At 65.0% G+C, this 20,773-nt stretch carries 14 protein-coding genes; 8 read left to right on the top strand and 6 right to left on the bottom strand.

Features of this window, described 5'->3' with window-relative positions; translation table 11 throughout:
• The first annotated feature begins 174 nt into the window (after nucleotides 1-174).
• On the top strand, nucleotides 175-1,599 hold the full coding sequence (locus tag ACESMN_RS02650; protein ID WP_373052034.1) for a mechanosensitive ion channel family protein: 1,425 nt from the start codon (nucleotides 175-177) through the stop codon (nucleotides 1,597-1,599).
• 425 nt (nucleotides 1,600-2,024) lie between these two features.
• Here ACESMN_RS02650 and ACESMN_RS02645 read toward each other — a convergent pair whose 3' ends face one another.
• Entirely contained in the window at nucleotides 2,025-2,696 is a 672-nt protein-coding gene (locus ACESMN_RS02645) for a haloacid dehalogenase type II (RefSeq protein WP_373052033.1), read from the bottom strand.
• Nucleotides 2,697-3,132: 436 nt separating this feature from the next.
• Between ACESMN_RS02645 and ACESMN_RS02640 the strand changes: the two genes are divergently transcribed.
• Entirely contained in the window at nucleotides 3,133-4,245 is a 1,113-nt protein-coding gene (locus ACESMN_RS02640; RefSeq protein WP_373052032.1) for an efflux RND transporter periplasmic adaptor subunit, read from the top strand.
• Nucleotides 4,245-7,310, top strand: a complete 3,066-nt coding sequence (locus ACESMN_RS02635; RefSeq protein ID WP_373052031.1) for an efflux RND transporter permease subunit — start codon at nucleotides 4,245-4,247, stop codon at nucleotides 7,308-7,310. The genes ACESMN_RS02640 and ACESMN_RS02635 overlap by 1 nt, the downstream gene beginning before the upstream one ends.
• A 69-nt stretch (nucleotides 7,311-7,379) precedes the next feature.
• Here ACESMN_RS02635 and ACESMN_RS02630 read toward each other — a convergent pair whose 3' ends face one another.
• The 4 genes from ACESMN_RS02630 to ACESMN_RS02615 all read right to left on the bottom strand — a co-directional run bounded on the left by ACESMN_RS02630 (nucleotide 7,380) and on the right by ACESMN_RS02615 (nucleotide 14,641).
• Entirely contained in the window at nucleotides 7,380-9,809 is a 2,430-nt protein-coding gene (locus ACESMN_RS02630; protein WP_373052030.1) for a DUF748 domain-containing protein, read from the bottom strand.
• Between the two features lie 591 nt (nucleotides 9,810-10,400).
• Nucleotides 10,401-12,188: an ABC transporter transmembrane domain-containing protein gene (locus ACESMN_RS02625; RefSeq protein ID WP_373052029.1), complete on the bottom strand. Its 1,788-nt coding sequence runs from the start codon at nucleotides 12,186-12,188 to the stop codon at nucleotides 10,401-10,403.
• 219 nt (nucleotides 12,189-12,407) lie between these two features.
• Nucleotides 12,408-12,815 carry a DUF4332 domain-containing protein gene (locus ACESMN_RS02620; RefSeq protein ID WP_373052028.1) on the bottom strand — a complete coding sequence of 136 codons (408 nt, stop codon included), beginning with the start codon at nucleotides 12,813-12,815 and terminating at the stop codon, nucleotides 12,408-12,410.
• Between the two features lie 557 nt (nucleotides 12,816-13,372).
• Nucleotides 13,373-14,641: a patatin-like phospholipase family protein gene (locus ACESMN_RS02615; RefSeq protein WP_373052027.1), complete on the bottom strand. Its 1,269-nt coding sequence runs from the start codon at nucleotides 14,639-14,641 to the stop codon at nucleotides 13,373-13,375.
• Between the two features lie 509 nt (nucleotides 14,642-15,150).
• Here ACESMN_RS02615 and ACESMN_RS02610 point away from each other — a divergent pair.
• The 5 genes from ACESMN_RS02610 (at nucleotide 15,151) to ACESMN_RS02590 (ending at nucleotide 19,725) form a co-directional block, all read left to right on the top strand.
• A complete protein-coding gene (locus ACESMN_RS02610) occupies nucleotides 15,151-16,014 on the top strand; it encodes a hypothetical protein (RefSeq protein ID WP_373052042.1) in 864 nt (287 codons plus the stop codon).
• A 261-nt stretch (nucleotides 16,015-16,275) separates the two neighbouring features.
• Complete coding sequence (locus ACESMN_RS02605; protein WP_373052026.1) at nucleotides 16,276-17,322, top strand: AAA family ATPase; 1,047 nt, start codon at nucleotides 16,276-16,278, stop codon at nucleotides 17,320-17,322.
• A 71-nt stretch (nucleotides 17,323-17,393) separates the two neighbouring features.
• Nucleotides 17,394-18,677 carry a DUF2201 family putative metallopeptidase gene (locus ACESMN_RS02600; RefSeq protein WP_373052041.1) on the top strand — a complete coding sequence of 428 codons (1,284 nt, stop codon included), beginning with the start codon at nucleotides 17,394-17,396 and terminating at the stop codon, nucleotides 18,675-18,677.
• Nucleotides 18,678-18,994: 317 nt separating this feature from the next.
• Nucleotides 18,995-19,468: a DsrE family protein gene (locus ACESMN_RS02595; RefSeq protein WP_373052040.1), complete on the top strand. Its 474-nt coding sequence runs from the start codon at nucleotides 18,995-18,997 to the stop codon at nucleotides 19,466-19,468.
• A gap of 119 nt (nucleotides 19,469-19,587) precedes the next feature.
• Nucleotides 19,588-19,725, top strand: coding sequence for a DUF3096 domain-containing protein (locus ACESMN_RS02590; RefSeq protein ID WP_373052025.1), 138 nt, complete (start codon nucleotides 19,588-19,590; stop codon nucleotides 19,723-19,725).
• A 91-nt stretch (nucleotides 19,726-19,816) separates the two neighbouring features.
• Here ACESMN_RS02590 and ACESMN_RS02585 read toward each other — a convergent pair whose 3' ends face one another.
• Nucleotides 19,817-20,590: an ADP-ribosylglycohydrolase family protein gene (locus ACESMN_RS02585; protein ID WP_373052024.1), complete on the bottom strand. Its 774-nt coding sequence runs from the start codon at nucleotides 20,588-20,590 to the stop codon at nucleotides 19,817-19,819.
• Nucleotides 20,591-20,773: the final 183 nt, after the last annotated feature.

The raw sequence follows: 20,773 nt of genomic DNA, 5'->3' as shown, positions 1-20,773 counted from the left end.
TCCAGGGCAAAGGACGCCGACCGGTTTTCGGTGGACAACCTTTTGCAACGGATGAACAACCCGGTAAAACGATGGGGCCCGGACGGATCGCCCCGATGACACCCCGCTGCCCTTGGGCGGCGGTTCCATTTTGTATCTCCCTTCGAGTTGCAGCCGTTGCGGCACTCGGTCCTGATGGCGTATGACCTTGATGAATTGGAGCGTTTGATGCCTCTCCGTGTTCGAATCCTCATGCCGTTCTCCCTTTTCGTTCTCCTCGCCGCGCTCTGGTTTCTACCGGTTGCCGTTCAGGCTCAGCAGGCCGAGGCCCCCGCCGCCGAAACTCCCGCGGCAGAAGCGCCCAGCGCGCAAGCGCCTGAGGCGACCGCTGCCTCGGAGGAGCCGCCGGCTTATCCTCCGGCGCTCGATGCCCCGGATATCCCCCTGGAAGAGCTGCAGATCCGACTCGTGCCCCTGACGGCCGACGAGCTTGCCGCACTCGCCCTTGCATGGCAGGGGCTGGCACGCGATGCCACCCAGGCCGTCGTCGACACCCAGCTCGAGATTCGGGCGCAGGGAGAGGCCGCGCCGGAGGCGCTGCGCGATCAGCGGCTCGCCCTGATGGAGGAGCGGGCGGGGATCTTCGAGAAGTTTGCGGCCGTCGTCTCCAGTCTCGATGGCAAGGGCGGCGATCCGGAGCTCGTCGAGAACCTGCGCGGCTATCGGTCGGCGATTGCGGTTGAGGAGACATCGCGCATGGATGCGGGCGAGCTTGCCGAAGTGGTCATCGCCTGGCTGGTCTCACCTGAAGGTGGCATGCAGCTGGTCTTCCGCGTGACCGTGGTGCTGGTGGCGCTTCTGGCTCTTTTTGTGGTGGCGCGTTTGGTGCGCAGCTGGGCCAGGCGCATCTTCAGCCGCATCCCCAACCTGTCGCGGCTTCTGACGGGATTCCTGGCCATGGCCGCCTACTGGCTGACCATCGCCTTCGGCCTGATGATCGTGCTGGCCATGCTCGGCGTGAACGTAACCCCGCTCTTCGCACTCGTCGGTGGCGCCGCCTTCATCATGGCCTTCGCGCTGCAGGACACGCTGAGCAACCTCGCCGCGGGCCTGATGATCATGATCAACCGGCCCTTCGACGAGGGGGATTACGTCACCGTTGCGGGTGTCGGTGGTACCGTCCAGCACGTCTCGGTGGTATCGACCACGGTCACGACTCCCGACAATCAGGTGATCGTGATCCCGAATTCCAAGGTGTGGGGCGACGTGATAACCAACGTCACCGCCTCCGAAACCCGCCGCGTGGATCTGACCTTCGGCATCTCCTACGATGATTCCATCGAGGAGGCGCAGGCCGTGCTGGAAGAGGTGGTGCGCGCCCATCCGGCAGTGATGTCCGACCCCGCCCCGGTGATTCGGGTGCATGCACTCGGGGACAGCTCCGTCGATTTCATCGTGCGACCCTGGACCCGCGCCGAGGATTACTGGCAGGTTTACTGGGATCTGACCCGCCAGGTGAAGGAAGCCTTCGACGCGCGCGGCATTTCCATCCCGTATCCTCATACCGAGATGGTGGTGCGTGACAAGACAGCGTTCGCGCGGCCGGATTCCGCGAGCTGATATCTCGCTGTCCGTTGCAGTCGACTGCCGGCGCCCGTTGGCGGACGTCCTCCGGAGTCGCGGTGCCGCGCCACCGGGCCGAGGAGGACCTGACTGAGGAGGCTTGATGCGGGGTTTCCGGGACCCCGATCGGCTTTCCGGGGACGGTACATCGATATCCATTTTCGCCGGCGAGTGCAGCGCTGAGGCGCATGATGCGCTTACCCGAGAATGAACACGAGCCACCGGGCGATCGCTCACGTTCTCATGATTGCCCCGGATCATGCAGCCGGCGCGGACCGCAGAGAAATGGGTGGCTGTTCCTGCGCTTGCCCGCCTTGCTCCGGCGCGTGTGGCCGGGCTCCATAGTTGCCGATCTTCCCTGGCGCTGATGTCCAGTGTCCTGGGCCTGCGGGTATGCGCTCCACGAGCCTGCTTCCGGCTGGTCAGTCCGGCATCACGGCGGACAGTTCAGCCAACCCGGCGATCGTGCAATCGGGCTCGATGCCCCAGGGATCGAACACTGCATCATCCGATCGCCTTACCCAGGCCGCATGCCAGCCGGCCGAACGCGCGCCGATGACATCGAACGGATTGCCGGAAATCAGCCAGGCCCGGTCGGCGGTCACCCCGGAGACCTCAAGGAGATGCGCGTACACTGCCGGGTCAGGCTTGAAGCTGCCTATGTCGTCGCAGCTGACCACACCCTCGAAGGCCCCGGCGATGCCGGCGCGCGCCAGCAGGGCCCCGACCGCTTCGCGCGTGCCGTTGGAGAAGGCGAACAATCGGTGCCGTGACGCCTTCAGCTGCGCCAGCGCCGCGCTCACGTCAGCAAAGGCCGGAAGTTCACCGTACGCGCCCATCAAGCGCTGTTTCTGCCCGTCGGTCAGTGCGACCCGGTGGACGGCGCAACAGTATTCGAGCGCCTGCCTGGTGCACACGGGAAACGGCAGGTAGCGCTGCATCAAGCCGCGCCGAAACGAATACTCCAGCTGCTTGTCTCGCCAAGTGCGGGAAAACGCTTCGGCCCTGTCGCCGATCAATGCCTCCAGCGTTTCCAGCACGCCGTTGGTATCGATCAGCGTGCCGTAGACATCGAACGCGATTGCAAGCTTCATGGCTCTCCCTGGATCGATAGTCGGTGGACTGCTGCAGTGTATATGCTGGGCCGATGGATCCCGGAAAGCGGGCTGGATAAGCGAGATCATCCAGGCCTGTCCTCTCTGAACTACGGCCATCTCCCGACCGCGTTACACTGGAGCGGGCAATCGGACCGGGAAGGCCCCCTCAGGCGAATCCTGCTCCTTCCCAGCCTTGTCGGTCTGACGAGGGCGCTCGGCAACCCGGGAGCCGCCATGACCGGACTTCAGGACCACCGAGAACCGGGTACGGCGGACACGCTTCAGTCGCCGGTGTATTCGAACGCTTGGCCGGCCGTGATTTACTTACTGCGCCCGTATAACTTACGGTCTCGTTTGCAAACGCGGTTGTGGCGCGACCTGGTTGCGTGCCGCCGCCCTGGTTTTTGCTGAAAAGAGGGATTCCCCCGAGCTCATGAAGAAGACCAACGTCAAGCGCGTTATCGTCGTGATCGTCGGGCTGGCGGTCGTGCTTGGTGCGCTGTTTGCGTGGCGTTTTGCGCAGATCCGCCAACAGGCCGAGATGATGTCGCAGGCCCCGCCGCCGGTCGAAATCGAGGTCGTGGAGGTCGCAGAGCGTCGCTGGGCGCAGTCGATCAGCGCGAACGGCAGCCTGCGCGCGGTCAACGGGGTCGAGGTGGCCAACGAGATTGCCGGGGTGGTCGAGGCGCTGGAGTTCGAGTCCGGCGAGACCGTAGAGGCCAACGAGGTGCTGCTCAGGATCGAGGCCGATACCGACGAGGCGGCGCTGGAGACGCGCGAGGCCGAAGCGCGGCTTGCACTGCAGCAGTTCGAGCGTTTTTCCGACCTGATCGGTGAGAACGCGGTATCGCAGTCGGAGTTCGACGAGGCACGCGCCAACTTCGAAGCCGCAGAGGCGCGCGTACACGAGCAGCGCGCGTTGCTGAACAAGAAGACCATCCGCGCGCCGTTTTCCGGGGTACTGGGCCTGCGCCAGGTCGATCTCGGTGAATACATCGGGGTGGGTACCGCAATCGTGGGCATCAACATGCTCGATCCGATCCAGGTCGATTTCACGATTTCCGAGCGTGAGCTGCCTCGGGTCAAGGTTGGTGATCGGGTCGAAGTGACGGTGGCCGCCTATGCCGATCAGCAGTTCAACGGCCAGGTACAGGCCATCGACTCCTCGGTGCTGCCCGAAAGCCGCACGGTGCGCGTGCGCGCCGAACTGGCCAACTCGGATCTGCAGTTGCGCCCGGGCATGTTCGCCAACGTGCGCACCGTTCGCGATGAAGTTCTCGAAGTGATCACCGTGCCGCGCACGGCGATCTCGTACAACACCTACGGTGATTTCGTGTTCAAGGTGGTCGAAGGCGACGACGGACAGAAGATCGTCGAGCGCGTCAGCGTGACCACCGGCGCAGCACGCGACGGTGAAGTGGAGATCATCGAGGGCATCCGGGCCGGTGACACGGTGGTCGGGGCCGGCCTGCTGCGCCTGCGCAACAACCAGCCGGTCAAGATCGTGGACGAAACGCCGGCCGGAAAGGGATCGGGGCAGGGCTGATGCGCTTCACCGATATCTTCGTGCGGCGCCCGGTGCTGGCCACCGTGGTCAGCCTGCTGATCCTGCTGCTGGGCGCGCGCGCGGCCATGCAGCTGGAAGTGCGCCAGTTCCCCGAACTCGAGAGCACCACGGTCACGGTGTCCACGGCTTATCCCGGCGCCGACTCCGAGCTGGTCAAGGGCTTCGTCACCACGCCGCTGCAGCAGGCGATCGCCGAGGCCGAGGGCATCGATTTCCTGTCCTCGACCAGTTCGCTGGGCCAGTCGACCATCGAGGCGCGCATGGTGCTCAACTACGACGCCAACGACGCGCTTTCGGAAATCCAGTCCAAGGTCGCCAGCCAGCGCGACGTGCTGCCGGAAGAAGTGCGTGACCCGGTGATCACCTCGACTACCGGCGAGAGCACGGCGTTGATGTACATCGCCTTTTTCAGCGAGTCCATTTCGGCCCCGCGGATTACCGACTACCTGACCCGCGAGGTGCAGCCGCGCCTGCAGGCGATCGCCGGGGTCGGCCAGGCCGAACTGCTGGGAAGGACCTTCGCCCAGCGGATCTGGATTGACCCGATGCGCCTGGCGGCCATTGACATGACGGCCAGCGAGCTGGTTGACATCCTGCTGCAGAACAATTTCATCGCAGGCGTTGGGCGCACGCGCGACGAAATGGTGCGCATCGACCTGAAATCGAACACCGACGTCTCCGACCCGGAGGCATTCGAGGACCTGGTAGTCAAGCAGGTGGACGGGAGCATCATTCGCCTTGGCGATATCGCGCGCTCGGAGCTGGGCTCGCAGACGTACTCGGAGACCAACAACTACAAGGGCCAGCCGTCGACCTTCGTGGCCATCGAACTGGCGCCCGGCGCCAATCCGCTGGACGTGGCCGCCCTGGTGCGCGAGCAGCTGCCCCCCATCCGCGAGCAATTGCCTTCCGACCTGAACGTGGAGTTGGCCTACGACGCCTCGGAGTTCATCGAAAGCTCGATCAACGAAGTCCTCAAGACCCTGCTCGAGGCCCTTCTTATCGTGCTGGCGGTGGTGTTTCTGACCCTGGGTTCGATTCGCGCGGCGATCGTGCCGTCGGTCGCCGTACCGCTGTCGCTGATCGGCGCGGCGCTGGTGATGCTGGTCCTGGGCTTTTCGCTCAACCTGCTGACGTTGCTTGCCATGGTGCTGGCAATCGGGCTGGTGGTCGATGACGCCATCATCATCGTCGAGAACGTGCACCGGCATATAGAGGAGGGCGAGTCGCGCTTCGAGGCGGCCTTGAACGGCGCGCGCGAGATGGCGACGCCGGTGATCGCCATGACCACCACGCTGGTCGCGGTCTACGCGCCCATCGGATTCATGGGGGGGCTGGTCGGTTCGCTGTTTTCGGAATTCGCGTTCACGCTGGCGGGTGCGGTGGTGATTTCCGGTGTGGTGGCGCTGACGCTCTCACCCATGCTCTCGGGTCATGTCCTCAAGCCGCACGGGAACCCGTCGCGCTTCGAGAGCGGCGTCGAGCGCACGTTCAATCGCCTTGCGGAGAACTACAAGTCGGCGTTGGGCTGGACCCTGGAATCGATTCCGGCGGTGATGGTGTTTGCCGTGGTGGTGCTGGCCTCCATCGTGTTCATGGTGCAGTTGAGCCAGAGCGAGCTGGCGCCCACCGAGGACCAGGGCATCCTGCTGTACCAGGGCGAGGCACCACAGACCGCAACGCTGGAGTACCTGCAGAAATACGGCGACCAGTTGCAGAACCGCTTCGAGCAATTGCCCGGCTACGACGAGAGCTTCATGCTGCTGGGTTCGTTCGGACCCAACACCGTGTTCGGCGGGTTCAAGCTCAAGCCCTGGGACGAGCGCGACATTTCGCAGTTCGAGGTCCAGCCCATGCTGCAGGACGCCGTTTCCGACGTGACCGGACTACGCACGTCCATCTTCACCCGGCCGTCGATTCCCGGCTCGGGCCAGGGTCTGCCGCTGCAGTTCGTGATCACCACCGCCCAGTCCTACGAGCAGCTCAACGAGGTGGCCGACGAGATCATCGGCCGCGGCATGCAAAGCGGCATTTTCGGCTTTCTGCAGAAGTCGATCGAATTCGACCGGCCATTGACGCGCATCGTCATCGACCGCGAGCGGGTGGCTGACCTCGGGCTTTCCATGGCCGACGTCGGGCGCGAGATGTCGTCGCTGCTCGGCGGCGGTTTCATCAACCGCTTCAACATGCAGGGCCGATCCTACGAGGTCATTCCCCGGGTCGAGCGTGAGCTGCGCGCGGTGCGCGAACAGCTGGCGGAATACTACATCCGCGCCGACAACGGCGAACTGGTGCCGCTGGGCGGCGTGATTTCGTTCGAGCAGACCGTGGAGCCTTCGCAGCGCACCCAGCACAACCAGCTCAACTCGATGGCGCTCGAAGGCGTGATCGTCGGCGGGTCGTCCATGGGCGAGGCGATCGAATTTCTGGAACAGGCCGCCGAAGAGACCTTCCCACAGGGATTCAGCTTCGACTACAAGGGCGAATCCCGGCAGTTCAAGCAACAGGGGGGCGCCTTGCTGATCACTTTCTTCCTCTCGCTCCTGGTGATCTACCTGGTGCTCGCCGCGCAGTTCGAAAGCTGGCGCGACCCGTTCATCATCCTGATCTCGGTACCGCTGTCGATCGCCGGCGCGATGTCGTTCATCATGCTGGGTGCGGCCAGCATGAACATCTATACCCAGGTCGGGCTGATCACGCTGATCGGGGTGGTCTCCAAGAACGGTATCCTGATCGTGGAATTCGCCAACCAGCTCCAGATCGACAGGGAACTGAACCGGCGCGAGGCGGTGCTCGAGGCCGCGGCCATTCGGCTGCGCCCCATCCTGATGACCTCGGTGGCGCTGATCGTCGCCATGATTCCGCTGCTGACGGCCAGCGGCCCGGGTGCGGAAAGCCGCTTCGCCATCGGGCTGACGATCGCCACCGGCCTGGGCATCGGGACGGTGCTGACGGTGTTCGTGCTGCCGGCGTTTTATTGCCTGCTGGCGCGGGATCATGCGTCGCAGCGTGGCCAGCATGCCGGGGCGGAGGCTACGGCCTGAGGCCGGCCGGCCTTGACCTTGCCCCGGGGTGGAATCCCCGAGCCGGAACCGCCCACGCGGTCGCTCGCCTCAATCCGAATCCGCGGTGACACCGACTTCCATGGCAATCCGCTCGCCGTCCACCGAGTCGATCTCCTTGGGATCCGGAAGACGCACTCTGTCAGCTGCGATACTGGTATTGGCAGTTGGGTCGACCAGTGTGTCCCGTACCGCTGATGCGCGCGCGTTGGCGATGGCTTCGAGCTCGGCGTCCGTGACGGATTGTGCTGCGATGACCCGTTCGGCCAGGTGGTTGCGATAGGCCAGGGCGTCCAATCCCGTTCCGTCGGATGGCTCATCCTGTGTTTCAGTGAAACGGGCCCGGATCTCCTGCAGGTCAGCCTGCGGGTAATACGTGGTGAACATCTGCTCGAGAACACCCTGGTTGGACTCGGCTGTCAGGCTGGGGTCCGCGGCCTCGCGGCCCGCTTCAGCCAAGCGTCGCCGCAGGGTTTGGGTGGCTTTCTCACGTTGCAGGGCCGGGCCATCGAAGGTTCGGCTGAAGGGACCGGCGAGTTCCACGGCCAGAGCCGGACGCTGGTTGAGGGCCTCGCGAAGCTTGGCGACGCGCTCGCGCTGGGGAGGGAGCAGGTCGGCGCGGCCCTGCAGAAATTCAACTTGACCAAGGTCCTCCGAGTCGGCGCCGACGAGGCTTGCCAGAAAACTGAACGGTGCCTCGATCACAGACGTAATGGCGTTTCCCAGTGCTTGACGGATGACCTGGTTGAAGTCGAATTCCGGGTCGGCGACATTCCCTGTCACCGGGAGATCGAGATCGATCACGCCCTCACTGTCCTGTAGCAGGGCTATGGCCAGGTCAAGCGGCAGGTCCATGGCGTCGCTGGAGGCCATCTTTTCGCCGAGCTTCAGATCATGGAGCACCAGGTTGTTTTGTCCGTCAAGTTGCTTGTCCTTGACCGTGTAGTCGAGGTCGAGGTCCATGGTGCCCCCTGCGATCTTGCGGCCGGCGAAGTCCACGGTGTAAGGGGAGTATTCCGGGATCTGAAGGTTGCTGAAGCTCAGCTGCAGATTGGTCGCACGCGTGGGATGCCAGGCATCGACGGTGCCGTCGACGCGCGCCAGGCCGTACTCTGCGACCTGGCCTTCCAGCTTGATCCGTGCCGGCTCGGCCGAGGTGGAGCTCAAGGTCGATATTTGCCCGCCCAACGTGTGGATGCTCGTGGAGAAGGGCAGCGGCAGGGAGTAATCCGCAAACCGGAGGGCGCCGTCGGTCAGGTCAATCGCCTCAATGATGATACCGAACGGGGCTGCCTCCTCGTCCGTGCGTCCGGGGTCGCTGTAATCCTCGGCGTCGGCCGAGGGCCGCTGCGCGATGATCTGCCCGAAGTTGGTGGTCTGGTCCTCGTAGATGACTACCCGACCCGACAGACCGTCGATGAAGATGGGGTCGGTTTCAAGCTGCCTGTCCTTGAGGCGCAGACCAAGCCTTTCGGTGCGAAGGCTCTGCCACCCGATGAGTGGTTCGTCATCGGGACCGGCCCTGATGCTCAGTGCCTCAACCGCGGCGGAGCCCTGAAATGCAAAGGGCTGCTGAGCATCTGTCTGCATTTGGCCGCTCAGATCCAGTGTCCCGCCAACAAGCCGCACGTCCGCGAACTGCCGCAGGTAGGGTGCGGCCTGCACCAGTGACAGTTCATCGATGCGGGCGCTGCCCTCCAGGCCGGGGGTTGGTAGAAGTTGCAGCGTACCGTCGAAGGCGAGCATGCCGCCTCCCGACAGTTGCCCTTCCAGACGTAGCGGGGAGCGCGTGCCTTTCTGCAGTTCGAATTGCTTTACGGATAGCCCGACATCCTGCAGCTCCAGCGTTACCCGCTTCGGATGATCAGCGGTAGCCGCCGTCGCGTCCTGCAGGTTGTCAGCGAAGCGCAGCACACCGTCCTCGACGCGCAGATCGTTGATGCGCAACGCAGGCAGTGGCGCGGGTTCATCATCGGACCGGCCGTTGTCAGACTGCTCGGCGGCAAGCCGGGAGAGGCGGGTTTCCCCCGAGGCGAAGCGTTCTTCCTGAATGATCGGTTGGTCGAATCGGATGGTTTTAAAGGTCCAGGCTCTGTTGACCACGCTTGACCAGGCAAGATCGATGAACAACCGGTTCCAGCCGAGCAGCTGCCGGTTGTCGATATCGTCAAGTTCGACGCCGTCGATCCGGAGCGTCAGCGAGTAGGGGTTGGCCTGTATTGCCTCTATGCGGAGTTCCCGCCCAAGGTCTTCCTGAGCGGTGGTCACTGCGAGGTACTGGATGATCCAGGGCAAGCCAAAAAAGCCCAGCAAGGTGTACAGAACGATCAACACGAGTAGCCAGAACCGGATCCGGCGCGGTGAAGCCCATCGTGTTCGCAGATAGCCGCCAAACTGGCGGACTGAACCCTTGTGCATAAGACCACGACCATTGGCGTGAGCCGGTTTGCACAGTGTAGAGATGCCTGTGTCCAGCGTCACTTCCGCGTGCGCACCGCGCCTTGCACCGTATGCGCGGTGGCTGGCTTGCCGCGCCCGAAGCCGGTGACAAAGTGCCCTCGTGAATGCGCCACCCAGTCGCGGTCCGCGGCTCGTCGGCCGCCGCCTGGGTGTGACGGCGTTGCCCACTAGGTGCCCCTGTCGGCCCCGGCGGACGTGCTTCTGTCCTCGCCGCCTTCCTTTCGGTCGGGGGATCGAGTCTCACGACGTTCCGGGTTGCAGGCTTCGTGCCAGCGCAGCAGCATCTGGCGCGAGCCGACAGGGACTGCAAACGCTCATGTTCACGTGACGCTCCAGCACGCTACGTCAGGCGCGCAAAGTCGGCTGGAGATTTTCGGCGACATGTACGGCAAGCTGCCGCACGGCGCATGGGACGCATTGGCGACGAACTCCATGCAATGATGACGATGTGGTCGGGAACTGCAATCTGCATGAAAATCACTATGCTGACCCGGAAGCCATTTGGCAAGCAGTAGATGTGACGCTTCCCGGGCACCTGAATCCTCCCTTTCATCTGTCACTGTCAGACCGCTTCGGCTCAGGTTCCACGCGTTCAACCAAGGATGCGGAAACCTAATCCAGAAGCGATGTGAACTGCAGCGAGGCCAGGCGCGCGTACATGCCTCCCTCTTCCAGTAACTGGGCGTGCGATCCCTGGGCCACGATCCTTCCGGCATCGAGCACCACGATGCGGTCGGCCGCCTGCACTGTCGCCAGACGATGCGCGATGGTCAGCGTGGTTCGACCGCGGCTGATACGCTGCAGTGCCGCCTGGACCAGGCGCTCACTCTCGGCATCCAGGGCGCTGGTGGCCTCGTCTAGCAGCAGGATTGCCGGGTCCCGCAGGATCGCGCGTGCCAGCGCGATCCGGGCGCGCTGACCGCCGGAAAGCCGCACGCCGCGTTCCCCCAGGTGCGTATCCAGTCCCTCCGGCAGCGCGGCGATGAAGTCCATTGCGTAGGCCGCCTCGGCCGCCGCCCGGATGCCGGCTTCCGACGCTCCCGGCGCACCGTAGGCGATGTTCTCGCGGATGGTGGTCGCGAACAGGACCGGCTGCTGCGGCACCAGCGCGATGCGTTCCCGGAGGGCTGCCGTCTCCACAGCACGAATATCGACACCATCGACACGGATCGAACCGGCGTCGGGATCGTAGAAGCGCAGCAGCAACTGAAACAGGGTCGTCTTGCCGGCTCCGGAAGGTCCGACCAGAGCAACCGAGGCACCTGCGGGGATCTCCAGGTCGATTCCCTGCAGGGCCGGTGGCTTTGGGCGCGTCGGGTAGGCGAACCAGACACCCTCAAAGCGGATTGCCCCTGTGGACGGTTCGGGAAGGTGCGCCGGGTGCCTTGGCGCCGGTGGTCCGGAACGCGTCTGAAGCAGGGCCAGCAGACGCTCGGCCGCGCCGGCCGCGCGCAGCAGTTCGTTGGCGACCTCGCTGAGGGCGGCCACGGAGCCGGCGACCAGCACTGCGTAGAACAGGAACGCCGCAAGCTCGCCTGGCGTAATCCTGCCGTCCAGGACATCGTGTCCCCCGATCCAGAGCACGCCGGTGATCAGCATGAACATCAGGAAGATCACCGACGCCGCCAGCAGTCCCGTGACGGCGGCGCGACGGATGGCCGCACCGAAGGCCGCCTCCACGGCAGCGGCATAACGGACGCGCTCGGCCCGTTCCTGCACGTGGGACTGGACGGTCTGGATGGCGTACAGACTCTCGTCCACGCGCCCGCCCACGGCTGCGACCCGGTCCTGGGTCTCGCGCGAGAGGCGACGTACCCGGCGCCCCAGCGACCAGACCGGCAGCGCGACCACGGGCAGTCCCAGCAGCAGCCACGCCGTGAGCATGGGGCTGGTCAGGAGCATCAGGACGAGTCCGCCCCCGATCAGCAGGAGATTCCGCGCGGCGATGGCCAGCGTGCTGCCCACCACGACCTGGATCAGCGTGGTATCTGCAGTGAGTCGCGAGATCACCTCGCCGGTACGCGTACGCTCGAAAAAGCCGGGATCCATCTCGATGACATTGGCGAAGACCGCCCGCCGCAGATCGGCGACGACGCGCTCACCCAGCCAGGTGACGAGATAGATGCGCAGACCTGCCCCGGCCGCCATTACCGCAACCGCACCCAGCAGGGCCAGCAGGGCTCGATTCAGCGCGGCGGGATCCTGCTCGCTGAGCCCGGCATCCACCAGGAGACGGAGAACGAAACCGAACGCCAGGATGGCGCCGGCGCCGAGAAACAGCGCCAGAACGGCCAGCAGCAGGGTGCGCAGATAGGGCCTGACAAAACCCGCCAGGGGCAGGAGCACACGCAGGTCGTGGCCCGCCGGCCGTTGTGCCGGGCTGTCATCTCGACCGTTCATGGTTGTCCGTGGGACGGGCTGCAGTGTCTCCCATGCTGGCTCCGGCTCGGGGGCGACGGCATCCACGAGGCTGGGAGCGGGATACAAGTCGAGAAAGTGCGGTCGGGCTTCGGTGGCGGGCTGGTCAGGCGGATGCCGATACGTCGCGGCAATCCCATCCGTCTGGATGCGCACCAGCGCGTGGCCGCCCGGCAGGGGCCGCCACGGCTGGTGTCGTCGTCAGTAGGTCAGCATCGGTTCAAGCTTTCCGGCCTGTGCCACCCACTTGGTCACCTGGGCTTCCGACGGCGGCGAGCGAACGAGCTTTTTGGTCGCGTTGATTTCCAGCATGCGCCTGCTGAGGTTCACGGCGTTGCGCCGTCGAAGTTGCTTGACCGTGTTGCAGTTGGCCGCCTCCAGCAACTCGGAGTACTCCTCTCCAACGCCCGAGATGCGCATCAGGTCTGCCATGTTGACCCACTTGAGCAGGCGCACGGCACTGACGCCGCAGCGTTCGGCGATCACTTTCCTTCCTCGCGCCGAAGCACCCTGGGTCAGCAGATCTTTTGTGGTCTTGATCCCTGCCTGAGCCAGCTTTTGAGCCTGCGCCTTGCCGATGCCCTCGATTTCTTCGATCTTGTAGTTCATTTGCACATTCCCCTTTCAAGCACACGCTGTGCATTGCAGAGAATGTGATCAGAACGCGCATTTTGCAACCGTTTCCTCACTGGATCATAGGGGCCGGTCATCGGCGCTCTTCAGCCCCGGTTCCCGACTTTGCCCGGCGATGGGCGCCGCGGGGCACCGTGGAAACGCGGGGATCGAGTCTGGCGGCGTCAAGGAAACGCTGATTCATCGGCGTTTCCCTGCGGCACAGGGAAGTGCCACCAGAAGCGACCAACGCGGTGGTTGATTATGTAACAAGCTGCAAAGCTCAACACGGAGATGGGTTTCCTGATCGACAGCCCCGGGATCGTGCAGTCGCTGGCCCGCTCGCTCGGCGGGCGCGAAGCGAGCACGGTTCGCTCGAGTGGATTGAAACGCGGGCGTCGGGCGAGACCCTGACGCACACCACGGAACCGAACACCAGCGCCCTGGAGCGGGCGATGATTGGCGTCGTGAGCTGGCTGCCCATCGAGTGGATTCTGTAGACCTCGCCCGAACCCCGTTCCGCAGCCGGATCGCACGGCGCCACCGGCGTTGGACTACCGTGTCTCGCGTGGCTCAGGGTCCAGGTCCAGCGCGCTGCCCGGGATCTCCGGAGCGAGCGCCTCGGTCCGCCAGGACGCCGGTTCCCGCCCCAGGCGTCGCCCTTCCGCGGCAAGCGTCTTCATCACCTCTGGATCGAAGAGCCGCTGTGTCTGGGGTGGCAGCTCGAGGTCATGGGGAACGGCGAGATAGAAGAAATCCGCCTGCGTGTCCAGATCCTCCCCGAGCAGCTCGACTCCAAACTGCATGTGCCGAAGCGTCACGCGCATGGCATAGCTGGTCAGTACCTCGATACTCCGTCGCGCGCCGGGCACCCAGGACGACTTGACCAGCTCCGGATCCACGTCGAGAAAGCCGTTCACGATCATCCAGAAGCGGAGCTTCGGCATGGGGGCATCCGGGTTCCGCTCGCGGAACTCCTGGAACACCTGGACGATTTCCTCGCGATCCAGCCCCACGAACGCCCCCTGTGCGACGGCTCCGTCCGCATAGAGTACGCCGTCGATCTCCACCGGGGGGAAGGCGGCCGGGATGGCCGCCGAAGAGAGCATCATGCGGTGTATTTCGGTGGGGTCCTGCGTCTCCAGCGCACGGACCGCCTTCGGACCCACGTCCCAGATCCGGAACCGGCCGAGGTCCAGATCCGTGGATCCCAGCAGAAGCTTGCGATGCTCCGCGTGCGCTGCGGCAATACCGCGAACAGTCGCCAGATCCAGCTCGGAGGCGATGCGATCGGCCAGGGGCTGATTATCGAAGAACGAGGGTTGCCGCGGAAGGAAGAAGAGGAGGCCGCGCAGCGTCGCCAGCTGATCGCTGGCCTCGCGGTACAGCTGGTCGATGCGTCGAATGGAATCATCCGTGCCCAGAAGACTGAATGGCGCGATCAATGCCCCGGTGCTCACCCCCGTGACCAGATCGAATTCCGGGCGCCGAAAGGCCGGATCCTCCACCTCCGACCACCCCTGCAGCACTCCAACACCGAAGGCGCCGAACTGCCCTCCGCTGGAGAGCATCAGAATCTCATAGGTGAACGGTTCGCCCGCCTGGCCCCGCTCCGCCTGTTCGGCATGGCGGTACTCCAGTCGCCGCAACAGCCGCGCGGCAATTGCCTCCCTCTGCGCAAGCGCTTGCTCCTCGTGCCCCGCCAGCCGCTCCGCGAACGCCTGTTGGGACATCGCGCGCGGTGGCGCGCTGCCGCAACCGACGACCGCCAACCCTGCCAGGAAGAGCGCCAGGACAAGAACGGTACGCTTTGCCAACGGCATCCTCGAACTCCCTTGCCGCGACCACGCCCGGGGCAGGGGCCCTGAGTGGAACCGCCCATTCGATCCCCCGGGACTCTCTGCCGGCATTGTCGCGAACGGCTGCTGATGCGCGCGATCGGACACCCCCGCGTCGCGGGCCTCACATGCCCGAACGTGTGTGCACCGGGTCAGCATAAATGGCTCTCGTGTTCGACACCAACGGCTCCCTGTGCCTCTCGGCACTTCCGCTCGACCGGCCGATCATTGGACCCGATATCATGGAGGGCGGACATTGCCGCGGTTACTGCGCGGCTTGCAAACGAGGAAACTCCGCCGGCAATCGGAGTCAAACCAGGCGCAGCTCGACGCGCGACCATCACAGACGGTGGGGGATTGCCACCCCTCTCCTGGCCCGATGCGGAACCTATTATGATCCTCTGTCTCCGGTCAGCATTGGAAGTCTGCGCAAGGCGTCGGCCTGGCCCTGATCCGCGAAAAATGGCCCAACGGGAGGCGTGGACGTGATCAAGATGTACTCGAGAAGGATGCTGCTGCCCTTCGTCGGCGTGGCGCAGATCGCCGAGATGGGCAAGGCGCGGGCCCTGAGCATGGACGGCGACTACTGGTCGATTCAATACATGCTGCCCGCATACCTGTGGGAGCGGGCCGGCCAGCGAGGGGTGGATCCCGGGTCAACCTACACCCGAATCGTCGGTTACAACTATGCCGCGGTCGCCACCGCCCGACAGGGTCAGCTCGAAAGCCATCCGGTGCATCCCGCCCTGGATGCCGACGAAGTGCGCTCCGACGTCAACCGGCTGTTCGAAGCGATCTCTGCTGCGCGGCTGCCTTTCGAGGCGGCGGACCGCTACGAGTACTGGCTTCTGGATTCCCTGGACGAGAAGCCGCTTGCACTGCTGTACACCGGCGTGGCCGAGCAGGAAATGGCAATGACGCCCCCGCGGCCTGAATGGCAGGCCATGCCGGCCTCGGAGCTCAAGATCGAGCCCCCGGAACCCCCTCAGGACGTCTACGTGCCTCCGGTCAACTATCGCCTGGAGAGAATGGTCGCGGAGCGCGCCGGGTCGAAACCGCAGGCGGGCTGGTTCGATCGCGCGGAACCGGACCGCGGCGACTTCCCGCCTTGCCTGATTCGGGAAGACTGGGAAGACGAGCGCGAACAGGTGCTTTGCGACCGCTACCTGCGCAGGCTTGCGCCGCGACTCTTGATGATCCAGGGCCTGCCGGAGCCCTTGCGGAATCAGCTGGAACAATCTGCCTGCGAGCACGTATTCGACGTCGAGCGGTTCCATGCCCTGTATCCGGAAGTGGTTGACGAGCGTCTGCTGACGTCCGCACGCGTCCAGGCCCGGATGCGTCGGGCCAATTCGTAGGACAGGCAGGCCGACGGGCGGAGGGCGGAACGACCGAAGCAACGGGGCCGGGGCGCGCCATGGGTTGGCTGGAAATTGCCTGCCGAAAGCCGTAGTGTCGCGGACTGCCGCCGCATCAGATCGCACCCGAGGCGAGCGGAACCAGCCCGGCGGCCTGCGGGGCCTGATCTGGTTTGTCGCTTCGGAAAGGTTGGCTGGGCAGGGCAGCGGCGTTCCGGACGTGATCGACGGACAAGAAGAACCACCATCATTGGAGGAGCGATGCGACCCGCCCATTTACTGCAAGTGCTCGATCGCGAATTCGCGAGCACCCGCGAGGGCCACCACACGCCGGTGATGCTCTGGGGGCCGCCGGGCGTGGGAAAATCCCAGATGATCGCGGCAGTGGCCGATCGCCATCAGGTGCCGCTGATCGACATCCGGCTCTCGCAGATGGAGCCGTCCGACCTGCGCGGCATCCCGTTCAAGAGCGGTGACATGGTGGAGTGGGCGGTGCCGTCGATGCTGCCCGACGCGGATCGGCAGGGACCTGCGGGGGTGCTGTTCCTGGACGAGATCACCTCCGCCGCCCCGAGCGTGTCCGCCGCCGCCTATCAGCTGATTCTCGACCGCCGTCTCGGCGCCTACGAGGTCCCGGAGGGCTGGGCGATCTTTGCCGCCGGAAACCGTCAGGGCGATCGGGGGGTCACCTACACCATGCCCGCCCCGCTGGCCAACCGTTTCTCGCATTTCGAGGTCGAGCTCAACGTCGACGACTGGGCGGCCTGGGCATACGCGCGCGGCATCGACGACCGCATCATCGCCTTCATCCGCTTCCGGCCCGACCTCCTGTTCGACTTCGATCCCGCCCACAACCCGGTGGCCTTCCCGTCACCGCGGTCCTGGGAATTCGCGCACCGGGCCCTGCGGAAGTTCGAGGCGCACCCGGACCTGCTCAGCGGCAGTCTGCAGGCCTGCGTCGGGCCAGCGGCGGGCATCGAGTTGAACGCCTTCATTGCCCACCTCGACCAGATGCCCGACCTGGACGCGATCGTCCGCGGCGATCCGGTCGCGCCGCCGCAGGAGATCGATCTTCAGTACGCGGTCGCAGCGGCACTGGTGGGGCGCGCGATTCGCGCCCGGGGCACCCCCGAGGCACTGACGATCCAGGGCCGGATCCTGAACTACGCCGGAACCTTCCCGCAGCGCGAGATGGGCATCATGATGGTGACCGACATGCACCGAGCCCTGGGTGACGAGTTGTTCTCGGTTCCGGAGTTTGCGGACTGGTCCCAGCAGGTGGCCGATCTGATGCTCTACAAGGGCTGACGGGCAGGGGCGCGGTCGTGGCGGAGCTGGACGTCGAGAACAAGCTCGCGGCCGCCCGCACGCGCCTGATCATGGACAAGCCCTTCCTCGGAGCCCTGGTCCTGCGCCTCCCCCTCCAGCCGGCGCGGTCCGACTGGTGCCGAACGACGACCAGCGATGCCCGCACGCTCTATTACAACGCCGAGTACGTAGAGCAGCTGTCCCTTGCGGAAACCGAGTTCGTGCTGGCGCAGCAGGCGTTGCACTGCGCGCTGCTGCACTTTGCACGGCGGGGACACCGGATCCGGAACCGGTGGGATCTGGCCTGCGATTTCGCGGTCAATCCGATCCTGATCCATGACGGCCTCACGGCACCTCCCGATACCCTCTACAGCGCGGAATTCGAGGGCATGACCGCGGAGGAGATCTACCCGCTTCTGCAAGACGACGAGACCGAGCCCAGCCCCGACGAGAATCTCGAAGACACGCCCGGCGAGCGACAGCGCGGACCGGACGACCCGACGCCGGCACGGGAAGAGCAGCGTCCCGACGGCGAGGACAAGGACAGGGACGAAGACAGGGACGAAGGGGAGGACACGGGCACGGACAGAGACGGGGACGAAGACAGGGACAGGGGCGAATCGAGAGGGCCAGAGTCCGGGACCGAAGAGCAGGCGCAGCCCCGCGAGCGTGAGGATGGGTACCCTCAGGGCGCCCACGAGCCACCGCCGCTCAGTGCCCAGGAACGCGAGACACTGGAGGTGCAGTGGAAACAGCGACTGGCCGGGGCCGCTCAGCAGGCGATGCAGGCGGGCAAGCTCAGCCGCGATCTCGCCCGCCTGGTGGACTATGTGCTGGCGCCCAAGCTGCCCTGGCGCATGCTGCTCGCCCATTACATGACCGCGCAGGCCCGTGACGACTACAGCTACATGCGGCCCTCCTCACGGCGTGGCGAGCCCGCCATCCTCCCCAGTCTGCGCAGCCAGCAGGTGGACGTGGTGATCGCGCTGGACACCAGCGGTTCCATCTCCAGGGAGGAGATGCTGGAGTTTCTATCGGAGATCGATGCGATCAAGGGCCAGATCCGTGCGCGGGTGGTACTGCAGGCCTGTGACGCGCGCCTGAATCCGGACGGCCCCTGGATCTTCGAGGCCTGGGAGCGCCTGGTGATGCCGGAGTCCTTCAAGGGAGGCGGCGGAACCGACTTCCGGCCCGTGTTCGAATGGGCCGGCACCCTCGATCGCGAACCGGACCTGCTGGTCTACTTCACCGATGCGGTGGGGCGGTTCCCCGCCGTGCCGCCGCACTATCCGGTGATCTGGCTGGTGAAGGGCAAGGCGACGGTACCCTGGGGCCAGCGCATCCAGCTGAACTGACGCCGATGCCCATCAAAATGAAGCAATCCAGGGCCGCGTGGAAAAAGGCCCCTGTAGCGACTAGCCTTGAGGAGCACTGACCCCGCCCCGCGATCTCTCCGGTATTCGGGAACGGCCTGCGGTCGAAACGGGGGGAGGGGAGTTGAGGACTGGCCAGTAGGCCAGCTGCAGCAGCAGCGATCCGGCGGGCGAAGGCCGCTGCGGGTGGGAGGAGGCCTTCCACGCTGTTCGGGAAAGGCAGGACCTTTGCGGTTATCAGGGCGTTATCTGGCAAACGAAGATCGATGGAGATATCGATGAGGCTAATCAAGTCCGCCATGTATGTTGCTTTGGCTCTTCTGGTTTCTCATGCGGCAGCGCTTGCCAGTCCGCCAGACGACTCGAGGGCGCTCGAGGGTGTCGAAACCGGTCGGGTCATCTTCGACCTCAATAACGACAGCCCGGAGGCGCTGGCCCTGTATCTGCAGGTCATCCAGGAAACCTACGAGGACCTGCGCGACCAGGGGGTGGAACCCGATATCATTCTTGCATTCAGGGGGCAGGCCGTCACGATGGTCTCGCGGGACCGGGAACGCTTCGAGCTCACGGAATTCGACCATCTCGATCGCATCGAGGCCCTGGTCGGCGAATTCCGGGACCAGGGCATTCGGATGGAGTCATGCGGGGTGGCCACACGGCTGTTCGGCGTGGATCATGGAGACCTGCTGCCGGGAATCACGCCTGTCCGGAATACCTTTGTATCGCTGACCGGCTACCAGGCCCAGGGATACGCGGTGATCCCGATCTACTGACCGGCACCCAGCCTGACGGGTATCGACGAGCCCGCTGCCGTCGCATGCGCAAGGTCCACGGGCGCTCGCGCGGTGCCGGCGGCGACGTTGATTTTTTTTCGAGTCATAAGGAGAGAGTCATGACAATTAATGCCGAGCTGGTTCCGATCATTTCCCTGGTTGCGGGCATCGCGATTCTGATCGTGCCGAGGCTGCTCAACTACATCGTCGCCATTTACCTGATCGTGATCGGCGTGGTCGGGCTATTCAACCTGTAGCGGATCACGCGCTCCGGTCCCTGCGAGCGGCCATCGAAAAGGACCCGCCACGCGGCCGTGACGTGTCCGCGCCCATCTGCAGGGCGTGCGATCACCCGAACCGGCGTCGGAAGGACCGGACAACCTGCGCGAGATCCTCGGGAAGCAACGCCTCGACCGGTTCCCTGATGCGGTCGGGCACGCCTCCGTGAAAGGCTTCCGCAATCCCGCCGGCGATGCAGGCCATGGTGTCGCTGTCGCCGCCAAGGGATACGGCGTTCCGGATCGCGTCTTCGACGGAGTCGGACTCGAGGAAGGCGATGATCGCCTCGGGCACGGAGCCCTGGCAGGAGACATCGAAGCCGTAGTCAGGGCGGATCTCGTCGACGCTGCGCTCCAGGTCGTAGTCGAACCCGCGCACCAGTCGGTCGCGGATCGCGGGCTTGCCGTGCCCGGTGCGCGCGAGGAATACCGCAAGCGCCGTGGCCTGGGCGCCGCGAATCCCCTCGGGATGGTCGTGCGTGATCGCGGCCGACAGGCGCGCCTGTTCGAGCACCTCCTCTTCGGAACCGAAGGCGAGGCCAACCGGGCTCACCCGCATCGCCGAGCCGTTGCCCCAGCTGCCGTAGGGTCCGGCGCCGTCGATGTGCAGCCAGCGCCGGAAGGAACCGCCGTACCCCGCATCGGGGTAGCGGCGGCCGAACTCGCGCACGGCGTCGGCGTAGGGCCGTCCCGACAGGATCGCGTCGGCGACGGCCACCGTCAGCACGGTATCGTCCGTGAAGCGCGAACCGCGCCGGAACAGGGGGAAGGCCTTGGTCTTGATCGGGCTGGCCTCGTAGACGGAACCCACGATGTCACCGGCAATCGCGCCGAGCACTTCCATCTCCTTTCTGCGGGAAACCCGCGGACAGGATAACCCGGCGGGCAGGAATGGGAACGCCTAGTAGGCGTAGGGTGGGCCAAGCGCAGCGGGCCCACCATCCTGGCCGTGGTGCTCTGTGGTGGGCACACTTCGTTTTGCCCCCCCTACGCTGCTTCGAGGGCGTCGAAAGGCCATGTAGGTCAG

This window comes from Thioalkalivibrio sp., assembly GCF_041690275.1.
In the GTDB taxonomy this organism is placed as follows: Bacteria; Pseudomonadota; Gammaproteobacteria; order Ectothiorhodospirales; family Ectothiorhodospiraceae; genus Thioalkalivibrio.
The sequence above is the reverse complement of the archived record's forward strand: the minus strand, read 5'-3'. Positions and strand labels throughout refer to the sequence as shown.